Annotated in this window: 11 protein-coding genes and 2 pseudogenes; 9 read left to right on the forward strand and 4 right to left on the reverse strand. The window is 66.7% G+C overall.

The features are described 5' to 3' along the window. Positions 1-42 precede the first annotated feature (42 nt). The 3 genes from mobF to KPL57_RS08330 all read left to right on the forward strand — a co-directional run bounded on the left by mobF (position 43) and on the right by KPL57_RS08330 (position 5,244). Positions 43-3,969 carry a MobF family relaxase gene (gene mobF / locus KPL57_RS08320; RefSeq protein ID WP_374203683.1) on the forward strand — a complete coding sequence of 1,309 codons (3,927 nt, stop codon included), beginning with the start codon at positions 43-45 and terminating at the stop codon, positions 3,967-3,969. After that, positions 3,969-4,595, forward strand: coding sequence for a hypothetical protein (locus tag KPL57_RS08325; protein ID WP_226351135.1), 627 nt, complete (start codon positions 3,969-3,971; stop codon positions 4,593-4,595). Before mobF ends, KPL57_RS08325 begins: the two co-directional genes overlap by 1 nt. Positions 4,596-4,833: 238 nt before the next feature. Next, complete coding sequence (locus KPL57_RS08330) at positions 4,834-5,244, forward strand: nuclear transport factor 2 family protein (RefSeq protein ID WP_226351136.1); 411 nt, start codon at positions 4,834-4,836, stop codon at positions 5,242-5,244. Positions 5,245-5,311: 67 nt separating this feature from the next. Here KPL57_RS08330 and KPL57_RS08335 read toward each other — a convergent pair whose 3' ends face one another. Then, complete coding sequence (locus KPL57_RS08335; protein ID WP_226351137.1) at positions 5,312-5,905, reverse strand: hypothetical protein; 594 nt, start codon at positions 5,903-5,905, stop codon at positions 5,312-5,314. A gap of 208 nt (positions 5,906-6,113) precedes the next feature. Between KPL57_RS08335 and KPL57_RS08340 the strand changes: the two genes are divergently transcribed. Then, positions 6,114-7,337, forward strand: coding sequence for an ISAs1 family transposase (locus KPL57_RS08340; protein WP_226351138.1), 1,224 nt, complete (start codon positions 6,114-6,116; stop codon positions 7,335-7,337). A 239-nt stretch (positions 7,338-7,576) separates the two neighbouring features. After that, positions 7,577-7,750, forward strand: a pseudogene (locus tag KPL57_RS08345) (transposase); the annotation flags it as partial. 27 nt (positions 7,751-7,777) lie between these two features. Here the strand turns inward: KPL57_RS08345 and KPL57_RS08350 are convergent. After that, a complete protein-coding gene (locus tag KPL57_RS08350) occupies positions 7,778-8,575 on the reverse strand; it encodes a transposase family protein (RefSeq protein ID WP_226351139.1) in 798 nt (265 codons plus the stop codon). Between KPL57_RS08350 and KPL57_RS71895 the strand changes: the two genes are divergently transcribed. The 3 genes and pseudogenes from KPL57_RS71895 to KPL57_RS08365 all read left to right on the forward strand — a co-directional run bounded on the left by KPL57_RS71895 (position 8,501) and on the right by KPL57_RS08365 (position 10,868). After that, complete coding sequence (locus KPL57_RS71895) at positions 8,501-8,815, forward strand: IS3 family transposase (protein ID WP_226351140.1); 315 nt, start codon at positions 8,501-8,503, stop codon at positions 8,813-8,815. The two genes, KPL57_RS08350 and KPL57_RS71895, sit on opposite strands and share 75 nt — an antisense overlap. A 36-nt stretch (positions 8,816-8,851) precedes the next feature. Then, positions 8,852-9,220: pseudogene (locus KPL57_RS08360) on the forward strand (transposase); the annotation flags it as partial. Positions 9,221-9,953: 733 nt separating this feature from the next. Next, positions 9,954-10,868: a ParA family protein gene (locus KPL57_RS08365; protein WP_226351141.1), complete on the forward strand. Its 915-nt coding sequence runs from the start codon at positions 9,954-9,956 to the stop codon at positions 10,866-10,868. 589 nt (positions 10,869-11,457) lie between these two features. Here the strand turns inward: KPL57_RS08365 and KPL57_RS08370 are convergent. Next, complete coding sequence (locus tag KPL57_RS08370; protein WP_226351142.1) at positions 11,458-12,222, reverse strand: transposase family protein; 765 nt, start codon at positions 12,220-12,222, stop codon at positions 11,458-11,460. A 197-nt stretch (positions 12,223-12,419) separates the two neighbouring features. On the opposite strand from KPL57_RS08370, the gene KPL57_RS08375 reads away from it, so the two are divergent. Continuing rightward, positions 12,420-13,223, forward strand: coding sequence for an ATP-binding cassette domain-containing protein (locus KPL57_RS08375; protein WP_226351143.1), 804 nt, complete (start codon positions 12,420-12,422; stop codon positions 13,221-13,223). Here the strand turns inward: KPL57_RS08375 and KPL57_RS08380 are convergent. Further along, a complete protein-coding gene (locus KPL57_RS08380; protein ID WP_226351144.1) occupies positions 13,216-13,980 on the reverse strand; it encodes a transposase family protein in 765 nt (254 codons plus the stop codon). The two genes, KPL57_RS08375 and KPL57_RS08380, sit on opposite strands and share 8 nt — an antisense overlap. Between the last annotated feature and the right edge of the window lie 536 nt (positions 13,981-14,516).

Consider the following 14,516-nt stretch of genomic DNA (forward strand, 5'->3'; position numbering starts at 1 on the left):
TTCAGGCTTCACAGCCTCCATGAAACCCGGGGCGAAACACCGGTGTTCATCGGGTCGCGTCCTCGGAATTATCTGTCTGCGGCCGAGCGTGTTGAGCGTGCGCTTGCGCGGGAGAAGGGTGTTCTGTCGGCGGAGCGGGTGGAGGAGATTCGGCGGTCGGCGGAGTCGGATGGTCGTCGTAGCGTGGCGTATTACGACTGGACGTTCAGTGCGCCGAAGTCGGTGAGTGTGTATTACGCGGCGTTGCTTGCGGCGGGTGCGGTGGAGGACGCGGAGCGGGTCCGTGGCGCGCATGCGAAGGCTGTTGAGGCGGCGGTGTCGTTTGCGGATGCGCGGGTGGCGGTGACGCGGACGGGGCGTCATTCGGGTCCGCGGTCGGCTGCGGGTATGGGGACGTTCGAGCAGGGGACGGGGACGGCGTGGTCGGTGTGGGGGCATTCGACGAATCGTGAGGATGAGCCGCAGTTGCACACGCACGCAGCTCTGTTGAACCGCACCGCGACCAGCTCGGGGAAGGTCGGCGCTCTGGATGGGGCGTCGTTTGCGGGTATTAAGCAGGCCGTGGACGCGGTGTATCAGCAGACCCTGGAGCAGCTGGTCACCGAGGCGACTGGTGTCGGGTGGCGGGATCGGCCGGATGGTCTGGTGCGGGAGATCGCGGGGATCGACGAGTCGTTGTTGGCGGCGGCCTCGACGCGGCGCGGGCAGGTCGTGGACCGGATTGCGGCGTTGACGGGGCAGTACCGGTCCCGGGCGGGGTCGGTGCCGGGGTCGGCGGCGTTGCGGAGGATCGCGCAGGCGGCGGTGCTGGACACGCGGGCTCCGAAGTCGGCGGATGCGGGGCCGGTCGCGTTGGAACGGTGGGCGCGGTCGCGGGTGTCGGAGTTGGCCGGGGCGTTGTCGGGGATCGCCGACGCCGCCGTCGGTGTGACCGAGCCTGGTGAGCGGTTGACCCGGGATGTGTTGTTGGCGGGTGCGGTGGATCGGGTGTCGGCGCGGTATGCGGTGTGGACGTTCGGGACGTTGGTGTGGGCAGTCAAGGCCGGGGTCAGGGACCGGTGGGCTGATCTCGGGCTAGAGGATGCGAGCGCGGCTGAGCGTGGTGCGGCGCTGGAGGCGCTGGCGCGGGAGGCGGTGCGGCGTGCGGATGTGGTGCAGGTGTCGATGACCGAGCCTGCGCCGATCCCGGATGCGTTGCGCCGTGAGCGGGGCGCGCGGGTGAACGCTGACGGGTCGGCCGTGGTCGGGGACGGGGGGTATGTGCTGCGCGGTGCGCACCGTGAGCGTTACACCTCCGCAGCACACCTGAGTCGTGAGGAGGCGGTGGTCGCGCGGGTGTCCTCGGCGCTGGATGTCGGCCTGGCGGCGGAGCGGACCGCAGAGGTGCGGGCGGAACTCGCCGGGCACGGCCTGTCCCCGGATCAGGTCCACGCCGCTCTGACGGTGCTGACCTCCCGGGTCGCGGGCGACGTTGTCGTCGGCCCCGCGGGGGCGGGGAAGTCCCGGACGATGTCCGCGCTGGCCGAGGTCTGGACCCGGGAGGTCGGGGGGCGGGTGATCGGGTTGACGACGTCGCAGATCGCGGCGAACAACCTCGCCGATACTCATATCGAGGCGGTCAACACGGCGGTGTTCGCGGGCCGGTTCACCTCGGGCGTGGACGGGCAGGTGAGGGACCGGCTCTCGGCGAGTGATCTGGTGATCGTCGATGAGGCCGGGATGACCTCCACCCACGATCTGCACCTGATCACCGAGCTCGCCGCCGGGGCGGGGGCGAAGGTCGTACTGACCGGGGACCCGGAGCAGCTCGGGGCGATCGGCGCGGGTGGCCTGTTCTCCCACCTCGTGGACACGGCGTCGTCGGTGACCGAGTTACAGGTTGTGCATCGGTTCGAGCAGGAGTGGGAGAAGGCGGCGTCGTTGCAGGTCCGTGCCGGGGATACGGCTGCGGTGGCGGAGTATCTGGCTCGGGGCCGGTTGCACGCTGGGTCGGTGGAGGAGATGGAGGCGGGTGCGTCGCGGGCGTGGCTGGCTGACACCGTCGCCGGGCAGCAGTCGCTGCTGATCGTCAGTGGGAATGAGCAGGCCGCGCAGCTCTCGGAACGCTTACGGGAGGAGTTGATCGGCCTCGGCCGGGTCCAGGCAGAGCCGGTCGGGCGGGTGCACGGTGTCGAACCTGCAGGTCAGCCGGTGTCGGTGGGGGATCGGGTGCAGGCCCGGCTCAACGACCGGTCGTTGCGGGTGGATCTCCCGGCTGGGTCCCGTGGGAGGAAGACCGGTGCGGTCACCAACCGGGAGATCTACACGATCATCGGCGCTGTCGGTGATGAAAACAATGATCACTTTCTGTTGGGGGAAGATCAGCACGGAGTGGTCGCGTACTTCCCGGCCGAGTACGCCGCCCGGCATCTACGATTGGCCTATGCGGGGACGGTGCATGCTGCGCAGTCGTCGACCGTGGACACGAGTCATTCGGTCATCGGTGAGGGCATGGGTCGGGAGTCGGTGTATCCGGCGATCACCCGGGGCCGGGTCGAGAATCATGTGTGGCTGGTCGCGGCCCGGTCGGCGGACGAGCACTCTCCGCAGGCCCTGGCCGAGACCGCCCGGTCCAGGTTCTCGGCGGTGGTCGAGTACAGGGGAGCGCAGGTCTCCGCGCTCGCCGCCCAAGCCGAAGGCCGTGAGCAGGCCCGGGCGTTGGTGACCTTGGCCGGGGACTGGTTCGACCTGGCCCGCATCCAGCACCGCGAACGGGCCGATGAACTCCTGGTCAGGGCGTTGGGGCCGGTCAACGCGTCGCGGGTCGCGGCCGAGGGCGGTCGCGGGTCGCTGCTGACCGTCCTCGCCGACGCGGAGCTGAGCGGTCACGATCCGGCCCGGTTGCTGGGCCAGGTCGCGGCCTCTCGGGAGCTCGACAGCGCCGAGAACGTGTCGGATGTGCTGCGCTGGCGCATCGCCGGAGCGGTCAGTACGCGGGTGCCGGAGGACCCGGTGGGTGCGGCCGGGCGGTTCGAGACGTGGACTGTTGCGGGTGACGGTGTTCATGATCGGCAGCGGAACGTGTTGGCCCCGTTGATCGTCGACCGCATCCACCAGCTCGGAGAGCAGGCCGCTGAGCGGCAGGCCGAGTGGGCGGTGGAGCACCTCGGACAGGTCCCCGACGACGCTGGTGAGCGTGCGGAGTGGGTGCGCCGCGCTGGTGTCGCGGCCGGGTACCGGGAGTACGCAGGGATCGACGCCACCGCGTTGAGTCTCGGTCCGGCCCCGGCCGCCGCTGACGTCTACGCCCGCGCGTGGTGGACCCGCGCGGTCGAAGCCCTCGGCGCCGATGCTGCTCTGGTCGAGCATCGGCGTCTGTCGGATGCGGTGCTGGTGGAGAAAGTGCGGGTCTGGGAGCGGGTCCACGCCGGGGCACCGGTTTATGCGGCTGATCAGCTCTGGAAGGCGCACGAACGGCTGCATGACGCCCGGGTGACCGCACACCTCGCCGACGCGGCGCGGGACAACCCGCGAGGTGACCAGACCACTCGGGCGCTGGCCGTGGTCAGCGCGGCGACCGCGCACGTGCTGGTCGACATCGCCGCCGGGCAGGTCGAGACGTGGTCGGCAGCGCATGAGCGCCGTACCAGCTGGTATGGCGGGGTTCGTGATCTCGCCGAGGACGCTCGCCTCGCTGCGGACGAGCTGCACCGCCGCGGCCGCTCCCAGGACAGGGCGCCGGTGGTCCCGGTCGAGGAGCGGCCCCGCCCGCAGCGTGAGTACGCGATGCGGACCGGCACCGACCGCCTCCACACTGGGAGCAGTGCCTCGGCCGGGCAGACGGCCCAGCAGAGGGTGGACGCGGTCGGGGCGCGGGAACGTGCCCGGGCTGAGGAAGCGTCCCGCCGCTATCATCTCGACCAGCACGACGCGCACCACCTGGGACAGCGCGCCGAGCAGCGTCGTAGTCACGGCCTGGGATACCACTGATGCTCGACCCGTCGTTGCCGCCGCCGGAACAGCTGGCTGCGCTGGTCACAGCGCTGGACGCTCGGCTCGCCCGCCTCGAAACCACCGTCACCAGCGATAGCGACGGCGTCGGCGGGGCGGCTGCGGGGACTCCGGACGAGCTACGGCCGACGGCGTGGCCGGCGCTCGATATCGATGCCGCGGCGTCGGCGTGGGACGAGCTCGGGGCATGGGTCGCGACGGTGCTGACACCGATCCTGGAGCCGTCGGTGCGCCAGATCCCGCTCTGCTGGCCCGTCCACACTTGGGGTCGCGAGACCCTGTCGTGGCTGCATGCGGCGTATCGGCAGGCCTACGGTCCGCACGGTTCGGGTTTCCTTGCTGCGGAGTGGCATACCCGGTGGGTGGGACACGCCTTCACCGCGTTCGACGCCCCCGACACCGCCCGCGGCGGTGTCTGCGACCGGCCTGAGCACCGCACACCGGGCGGTGACCCGGGACGTCGGTTGCGGGTCGAGGAGTGGCGGCCGTGGTTCGACTGGGCCCGTGCCGCTGATCTGGAACGACGCCGGGCCGCCCCGGTGGCGGTCCAGGCAGAGTCGTCATCGTCGCCCGTTCCGGGGACAGCTGCCGGTTCGGCCGGGTGATCGTGGTCGGCGGGTCGGGGCTGGCTGGGGCGGGATGGGATAGGGATGCCGGGTGATGAGATCAACGTTGACACGGCAGCCAGGGACACAGGGTCTGGGGAAGCGGCGGGGATGGTCGGTGGTGGTGGCCGCATCCGCAGTGGTGCTGCTGGCTATGTCAGGGTGTAGCTCCGCTGGGCAGCCCCACGCAGAGCATTCTGCGGCCGTCTCGGCGACGCCGATGCCGACGACGACTCCGGTGCCGCCGCTGGACAAGGCGAAGTTGGTGACTGACTTCTACACCCAGGCGTTCGTCCACCGTGATGTTGCGGGTGCGTCGCAGACCTATGTGGCGGAGCACTACATCCAGCATAATCCGCAGGTCCCCAACGGGCGGGCGGCGTTCGTGGCTGCGATGGGCCCGTATGTCAAAGACAGCGGAGTGAGCTTCCGGATCGGCCGTGTGGTCGCCGAGGGGGACATCGTGGTGGTCCACGCCGAGTCGACGGAGAAGGACGGGAAACGGTCTGCGGTCGCGGACTTCTTCCGCGTCGAGGACGGGAAGATCGTCGAGCACTGGGACGTCATCCAGGCCATCCCCGCCGCCAGCGCCAACGGCAACCCGATGGTCCCCGCCGCCACGCCCTCGCAGGCCCCGGGGCACCCATAGGTGTGCCCGCGACCGGTGAGACCAACCGGGCTCGCCCCCCCGGGTCACTCGGTGGGGCGCGCGGAGGTCATGTCACTGATCGCCAGCGTTCGTGCGCGGCCTGACGACTCACGCCGGTCACGGCACCGATCGTCGCCCACGACGCCCCGCTCTGACGGGCGGCCCGGGCGGCGGCGGCCAGAGCCGTGTTCGCCGCCCGGGCCTCGTGCGCGGCAGCGTGCGCGCGCAGCACCACAGCACCGAGCTCCGCCAACGGATCAGGCACCGGTGGCGGCGCCATCTGCTCACCGGCCGCGCCCGAGGGGCGCTTCTGCCGCGGCGGGCGGCCCTGGCCGGTGCCTTCTTCACCCCCGTCGGGGCTGTCCAGGGGCGCAGGGACCCACTCGGCCACGTGTGTGCGCCACTGCGACGCCAGCTCCTCGCGGGACTGTTTGCGGTAGCGGCGCACGATGAGCGCCCCCTCGGCCCGAGGCGCGTCGTGCGGGGGCCCCGACCAGCCGCACGAGCACACCGCCCGCCGGGCCACCGCCGGAACGGTCTCCCCAGTCGGGTCGACCACGCCGTCGGCGTCGATCGACATCACCGACCCCACGTGCTCCGGTCCGCCGGGGTGCCCGCCCTCGATCCGCCACGGCCCGTGAACCTCAGTGTTGCGTGCCATCGAGGTCTCCTCGACTAGAGTTTCCTGTCAAGCTTGACTGACGCACTGAGTGTAGTGCCGTCAAGGACAGGGCCCCGGCAAAGTCGTGATGGGTGGGTCCTGAGCTGCGGTGATGTGGGGGGTGGGGGTGGGTGCGGACACAGGCTTGGCGTGATCATGAGGGTGTCGAATCCTTGCTCACGTCAGGAAGCCTGTGTCCGCAGTGTCAGTGTCTCCGATCGTTGCTGCTCTGGAAGGCCTGGAGGTCGGTCCTGACGCGGGGAGAGCCGCGCCGGTCGGTGAGGCGGCGGGGTTGTCGCTGGTGGAGGCCCTGTCGCGAGTGCCGGACCCGCGGAAACCACGCGGTGTCCGCCACGGTGTCCTCGCGGTGTTGCTACTGGGGGCGTGCGCGGTGTTGGCGGGGGCCCGGTCGTTCACCGCGATCGCCGAGTACGCCCATGACGTCGGCCGCGCCGTGCTGGACGTGCTCGGGGTGGGCGCGGTCGCTCCGCACGAGTCGACCATCCGCCGGGTCCTGCAACGGGTCGACGCCTCGGCGCTGGAGGCGGCGTTGCGGTCCTGGGTGTTGCCCCAGCTCAGCGCCCAGCCGGCGGCGGAGGGCACACCCCGGCGGGAACAGCGTCGCGTGCTGGCCTTGGACGGCAAGACCCTGCGCGGCGCCCGCGTCCGTGCCGCCGACGGCAGGGTCTGGCTCCCGCATCTGGTGTCGGTGCTCGACCAGACCAGCGGTGGCGTGCTCGGCCAGGTTCAGGTCGCAGAGAAGGGCAGCGAGATCACCGCGTTCACCGCGCTGCTCGACCCCCTCGACCTCGACGATGTACTGGTCACCGCGGACGCTCTGCACACCCAGCGAGCCCACGCCGACTACCTACACCGCCGCGGCGGGCACTACCTGATGACGATCAAAGCGAACCAGCCCACGCTGCTGGCACGGGTACGGGCGCTGCCCTGGACCCAGATCGGCGTCGCTGATCGTCAACGCGGGCGTGGGCACGGCCGCGTCGAGACCCGCACGATCAGCGTGGTCAGCCTGCACCCCTGTCCCGACCTGGGCGCAGAGTTCTTCCCCCACGCATCCCAGGCGATCAAGCTGGTGCGCCGGCGTCGCCCACTGCGGCCTGGCGGGAAGTGGAGAACCGAGACCGCCTACGCGATCACCAGCCTGACCAGCACCGACGCCGATCCAGGACTGCTCGCCCGCTGGATCCGTGGGCACTGGTCGATCGAGAATCGCCTGCACTGGGTCCGTGATGTCTGCTTCGACGAAGACCGCGCCACCGCCCACACCGGTCACGCCCCGCAGGTCATGTCGGCGTTGCGGAACCTCGCGATCACCGCGCTACGCCTGCACGGCGTCAGCAACATCGCCGCAGCACTCCGCCACCACGCCCGCGACCCCCATCGACCACTGACCACCTACAAGATCATCTAGCGACTTTGCCGGGGCCCTGGTGGGGCGGGATCGGTCGGTGATCTCTCGTGAGGTCGCCCGTCACGGCGGCCGGGCCGGCTACCGGGCGGGGCCGGCTGAGGAAGCGGCGCGGGTCGGGCGGTCCCGGCCGAAGATGTTCGCGGTGGACCGGTCACCGCGGCTGCGGGAAGGGGGCTTGACCCCAGATCTTGGACACGCTGATTCCAGCACTGCTGGGGAAGCGAGATGATCCAGCGATCATGGCCAGGAAGAGTTTCACCGACGAGTTCCGTCGGCAGGCTGTTGATCTGTATGAGTCCACCCCGGGTGCCACCGTCCGTGGTATCGCCGACGACCTGGGCATCGCGCGGGGCACGTTGCGGGACTGGCTCACGATCCACGGCACGGGGAACAAGACCGCAGCTGATGGCAGTGAGCCTTTCCCAACCTGTTTGTGCTGGTCAGGCGGTGGTGATCATGAGGGTCTGGATCGCTGCGACGAGCTGAGCAGCCTGGGAGGGGCTGGAGCGGATCTTGCGGAGGATCTTCCAGTTCTTCAGCTCGGCGTTGACCCGCTCACCCGGTGCCCGCCGTCGGGCGTGAGCGGCGTTGACGGCCTTCTGATTCGCTGACAGGGGCCGGTACCGGCCGGTGTCGAGATCGCGGCGTCGGCGTCGGTGCGGGACGGTGATCGCGGGACCGCCGCCCTGGTAGGCGGTGTCAGCGACCGCCCGCACCCCGGTGGTGTTGACCGCGTCGATGATCCCGTGGATCCGGGCAGCGCCCATGTCGTGCCGTGCCCCCGGTAGCGGCGGGGAGATCCACACCAGCCGACCCGCGGGGTCGGCGATGACCTGCACATTCAGCCCGTGACACTTGTGCTTCCCGCTATAGAACGCCCGGTCATAGCCCGAGCCCATGCCGACCCGGTCGATACGCAGCAGCGTCCCGTCCAGGATCACGAACGCCTTCCCGGCCGCGACCGTGATGGCCTGCTCCAGGGTCGGCGCGAGCGCAGCGAGCAGCCCGATCGCCTCGGCGACATACCGGGACACCGTGGACTTCCCGACTCTGAATCCGCTGGCCAGGTCGGTGTAGGTCTCGCCCTTACGTAGGTGCGCGAGCACGAGCAGGGCCTGGCGGGCCGGGGTCAGGAGCCGCCACCGGGTCCCGATCCGGCGACGATGTCCGCGCAGCAGCCCGGCCAGGACACGAACCGTGCGAGTGGACATCGACATCCCGGATGGGTAGGACAACACGCGGGGCTCCTCGGTAGGCGGTGGCGCGACAGCTATCCGTCTACCAGGAGCCCCACCCATCTCACGACAAGCCACGCACCTCACACCCCTGACCAGCACAAACAGGTTGGGAAAGGCTCACTGGCCGTCGCGGAATACATCGACTGGTACAACCACCGCCGGCTACACGGCGAACTCGGCCTGATCCCACCCGTCGAGCACGAAGCTCTCCACCACGCCCAGCAACCCGCTGGAGCGTGAGAACCAAGCCTCTACGAAACCCGGGGCTTGACACACGCCCAGTTCGACCGAGTCGTCGACGGGCTCGCGGAGAAGTTTCCCGTCGCCGCCGAGCACCTCAACCAAGCTCGCGAGGATCTGCTCGCCTTCGCGGTGTTCCCGCGAGAGCTCTGGCGCCAGATCTGGTTGAACAACCCCCAAGAACGGCTGAACAAGGAGATCCGGCGCCGCACCGACGTGGTCGGGATCTTCCCCGACCGCACCGCCGTGGTCCGTCTGGTCGGGGCCGTGCTGGCCGAACAGACCGACGAATGGCCCGAAGGGCGCCGCTACATCAGCCTTGATCTGCTCACCAAGGCCTGGGCTGCGACCAACCCGACCACCGAGACGACGATGGAGGTGACGACCGGCGCGCTCAGCGCCTAGATTGATCACGAAGACTCACGCGGTGGTGCCGATCCCCATCCACCACGTCCGCGGACGCGACCGGGCATCCAGCAACATGGACGCAGTAGCTACGCACCGTTAGTGCGACATGGTTGCTGACGCACGGCTTCCATGTCGCAACCATGTCGCACTACAGTAGCTGACTGCCCGCTAACCGCAATCACCCTGTCTGCAGCCAGCACGCACTCGGATCGCTACTAGCCCGCCTATTTGCAGCAATCCACTTGCATACTGTGCGCTGCACGCGCGCTGCCATTAAGCTATCGTTCTGCTTTACAGCAGCATTCTGTCGGCCGCACAGAAGCTACATCTGTGCCGTATAGCTGCTATAGTGTCGCAACTAGCTTGCTGTCCTGTAGCATGTCTTTTGCCACCTGGCGGCAACACACACGCTGTGCTTAGGTTGCCATTATGCTGCGCGCCACCCTTGTTGCGGCTGAATACAAGCACGTCGCTTGACTAACTGCAGCTGCAATTTTGCTGTACTATGGCCGCTACTAAGCAGAGGTTTTGCAGAAAGGCGGCCACATCGCAGCCACTGCTCGGCCCTCGTCAGGCACAACATCTGCATACAGTCAGCCACGGCGTGGCGGTGGGGACGCAGCGTGGCCGCGTCTGGTCTACTAGGGGTTCGTCCTCTGCTCGACCAATCCCAACCCATCACCGACCCACACTCCCCGGGCTGCGTGGACTGCAAAGGAGACTGAGCGCGATGCTTCCCCGCACGACGGCTGTCATCAACGGGAAGGGCGGCGTCGGCAAGACTTCCGTCGCTACGAACCTGGCCGCGCTGGTCGCCGCGGCTGGCTACCGCGTGCTGCTTGTCGACATGGACGCACAAGGCAACGTGTCGGATGACCTCGGCATCAAGGGAGCCCCGTCCGACGATCAAGGGGCCTCGATGGTCGCCGCGCTGATCACCGGCGCACCTCTTCGGCCCGTTCTCAACGTCCGCGACAGCCTGGATTTGGTCTGCGGAGGTGACCAGCTCGCTCAGCTCGTCGGTACGCTCGTCGGTCGACAGATGCAGGGTGAGGACGTCTCGGCAGTACTGCAGGAAGCACTGGCCCCGGTGGCGGGGACCTACGATCTGATCCTCATTGACTGCCCGCCGGGAGAGCGGGTAATCCAGCGGCTGATCATGACCACCTCGCAGTTCCTACTTATCCCGACGAAGAGCGACAGGTCCTCACTCGATGGGCTTGCAGCAGTCGCTAAGATGTTCGGATCGGTCACTGCGTCGACAAACCCGGACCTCGAGCTTCTAGGCGTCGTCCTCTTCGGAATCGGATCGTCGGCCAAGCGGATTCAGGAAGACACTAGGGCACAGGTTGAGCGGGATCTCGGCGCCGACGACCTGGTTTTCCGGACGACCATCCGTCACGTCGAGTCCGCTGCGGTCGACGCACGAGGCTCCGGGCTGGTGATGCACGAGCTGGAAGAACAGTTGCCGGAGCAGCGGCGCGCGTACTTTAAAGCTCTCCGTGACCGGGGCCGAGGCTTGCACCGTAGCGACCGACCAGCACCTCGGGTCGCGACGAGCTCTGCCGGGCTAGCTGGTGACTACGCCGCGTTGGCAGAAGAAGTAATGGACCGTATCGCTACTCGCTTGGAGATCCCGGCATGACGGAGCGGGATCTGTCTGCCTTCCGGAAGGCCTCACCGCGGGCGGGTGGTCTCGCAGGTCGACTGGGACGCCCTGCTCAGGCGCCGATCGAGCCGACTCCGGTGCCAGCTCAGAGTTCGGAGGATGACGCCATGCAGTCACTTCCGGCTGCGACGGCTCCGTCCACCGCTGCGTCCTCTCGGTTGGGGAATTCAGCGCGTAAGGAGACATCGACTGTCTCTGATCTGAAATCTTCCTACTCGGTTTATCTACCCGATGACCTGCTGGAGCAGGTGGCCGCGCAGCTTGGTGGGCGCACGCTTGGGGAGTTCATACTCGACGGCTACGAGCAAGTATACGGCGACTTGACTCAGCGATTCCAGCCGCCGTCGACATCAGCATCTGGTCTTCCGCCCCGCACACGCCGGCCGAGACGGTCTGCAGGAACGTTGCGGGAGCGGCATCCGCGCTGGACTGAGATGGAGTTCGCTGTGTTGGAGGCACGGCGGCTAGAGCTGGGGGCTCCGTCGCGGTCGGAATTCGTAACCGCAGTTCTCGAACTTTACCTCGGCAGCAACTAGGGTGTGTCCTGAGGCTTATTCAGGCTCCGTCAGGTAAGTGTGTAGAAGATGAGTCCGATGACTGCCGAGATTGTCGTTTTAAATGTGGCGTAGGGTCGGCGGTAGTCTGTGTGGAGAACTTTCCACGTTTTGATATGGGCGATGACTCGTTCGATGGTGGCGCGTGTGTGGTTGAGGCTCTTGTTGAATGTTTTCTGCCAGTCGAGAAGTTCCCGGCCGGGTTGTTTTTTGAACGGGGTGAGCATGCCGCGCCCGATGTAGCCTTTATCGCCGATCGGTGGGTATGTGGCGAGGTGGTCGAGGGCGCCGGATTGGTCGAGGCAATGTAGGTCGTGTCGGGAGCCTGGGGTCGGGTCGGAGATCCACGACAGCTGCCCTTCCAGGGTGGCTGCGACCTGGACGACGACACCGGTGGTGCGATGCTTGCCCGACCACAGACCCGGCACCGCGGCCCATGACCAGCAGGGCAGCAAGGTTCCATCGATGATGTACTGCCGATCGGCACGAAGCTCCTCCGCCGTCGGAACGACACTCCGCAGCGCCTGTGCCAGCAACGGTGTCACCCCCGCGATCGCTCGACTGACCGTCGACTGCGACACCCCGTAGGTTTCCGCCAACTCCCACTGCACACGATTCCCGCGCAGATACGCCAACGTGATCACCACCGACCAGAACAATCCCAGAATCGGCGGCCAAGGCCGTCGCAGGCCAGTCGCGTTCCGCTGATCCTGCTCATGCACCAGAGCGGCAAGATCCTGAATCTCATCACGCCGAAAGCCAGTGGTATAGTACATACTGCGACAGCCCATTCATCTCGGATTGATTCGACAAACCAATCTTCGCGATGGACGGGCTGTCGCCCAACCCGACACGCCGGGCTAGATCGTTATTTCACGGGCCCTGAATAAGCCTCCTGGATAGCTACGCAGAAGCACGCGATCACCGGAACAGACGGCTCGGTGAGCTCCGCAAGCGATGGGACGAGGAACGCGTGCACCTGCGCACGCTGGTCCACACATTGCGCGAGAAGGCCAAGTACAACGACGGCATGTCCGCCCGCTATCATGCTGCTGTGACACGGCTGGACCGGTTCGAGGCAGCAGGGCCGCCGACCGAAGTGCCCTGCCAACAACATCTTGCGATGCGCTTGCAGGGCGGGCGCGCGGGCAAGCGGGTGCTGCGTTGCCGGAAACTCTCGGTTCCGGCTAAGTTCCAGCCCTTTGACGCCGAGGTGTTCCACGGCGATCGCGTGGCGGTCCTCGGCCCGAACGGGGCAGGCAAGACACACCTCCTCGCTTTACTGGCTGCGGAGGGGAACGTTGATACGGGGCAGCAGAGAACCCCCCTGGGCCGCTTGATCACGTACACCGGTGATGTTCAGCTGGGCGCTCGTGTTCGAATCGGTTATTTTTCCCAGACCCAAGCGCGACCAGACCTCGCGCACAAGACACTCCTGCAGGTTCTCCACGAAGGTGACGGTCAGCGCGACGGGCTCGTCCGCGAGGATGCCTCTCGCGCCCTGGCCCGCTATGGGCTGGCGCGGGCGGCCGAGCAGTACTTCGACCAACTCTCGGGTGGACAGCAAGCCCGGTTTCAGATCCTGTTGCTCGAGCTGAGTAGGGCCACGATGCTCCTTCTCGACGAACCTACGGACAACCTGGACTTCGAATCGGCGGAAGCTCTCGAAGTCGCTCTGAACGAATTCCAGGGGACTGTGATCGCGGTTACCCATGACCGGTGGTTCGCGAAGAACTTCGACAGGTACCTGGAGGCTTATTCAGGCTCCGTCAGGTAAGTGCGTAGAAGATGAGTCCGATGACTGCCGAGATCGTCGTTTTAAATGTGGCGTAGGGTCGACGGTAGTCTGTGTGGAGAACTTTCCACGACTTGATATGGGCGATGACTCGCTCGATGGTGGCGCGTGTGCGGTTGAGGCTCTTGTTGAATGTTTTCTGCCAGTCGAGAAGTTCCCGGCCGGGTTGTTTTTTGAACGGGGTGAGCATGCCGCGCCCGATGTAGCCTTTATCGCCGATCGGTGGGTATGTGGCGAGGTGGTCGAGGGCGCCGGATTGGTCGAGGCAATGTAGGTCGTGTCGGGAGCCTGGGGTCGGGTCGGAGATCCACGACAGCTGCCCTTCCAGGGTGGCTGCGACCTGGACGACGACGCCGGTGGTGCGATGCTTGCCCGACCACAGACCTGGTATGGCGGTCCATGACCAGCAGGGCAGTAGGGTTCCGTCGATGATGTACTGCCGATCGGCACGAAGCTCCTCCGCAGTCGGAACGACACTCCGCAGTGCCTGTGCCAGCAACGGTGTCACCCCCGCGATCGCTCGACTGACCGTCGACTGCGACACCCCGTAGGTTTCCGCCAACTCCCACTGCACACGATTCCCGCGCAGATACGCCAACGTGATCACCACCGACCAGAACAATCCCAGAATCGGCGGCCAAGGCCGTCGCAGGCCAGTCGCGTTCCGCTGATCCTGCTCATGCACCAGAGCGGCAAGATCCTGAATCTCATCACGCCGAAAGCCAGTGGTATAGTACATACTGCGACAACCCGTTCATCTTGGATTGATTCGGCAAATTAATCTTCGCGATGGACGGGCTGTCGCCCAACCCGACACGCCGGGCTAGATCGTTATTTCACGGGCCCTGAATAAGCCTCCTGATCTTCCGTACCGACGGTTCGGTAGAGGAGAGCGAACGGCCAACCTGGCGATAAAAGCGCAAAGATCGGCGCGGCGAGGCTTGTTCGGGGCCCGTTAAATAACGATCTCGCCCGGCGTGTCGGGTTGGGCGACAGCCCGCCCATCGCAAAAATTGGTTTGCTGAATCAATTCGAGATGAACGGGCTGTCGCAGTATGTACTATACCACTGGTTTCCGGCGTGATGAAATTCAGGATCTTGCCGCTCTAGTGTATGATCAGGATCAGCGGAACGCGACTGGGGCACGTTTGTCTTGGCCGCCGATTCTGGGATCGCTCTGGGGGCTTATTCATAAGCCGCAAAGAAGTAGAGGCCTACGATTGCCGCAACTGTGCTTGCGTATTGCTGATGGGGTAGCGGTATCGGCCACCTTCT

It is taken from the genome of Pseudonocardia sp. ICBG601, from assembly GCF_020496245.1.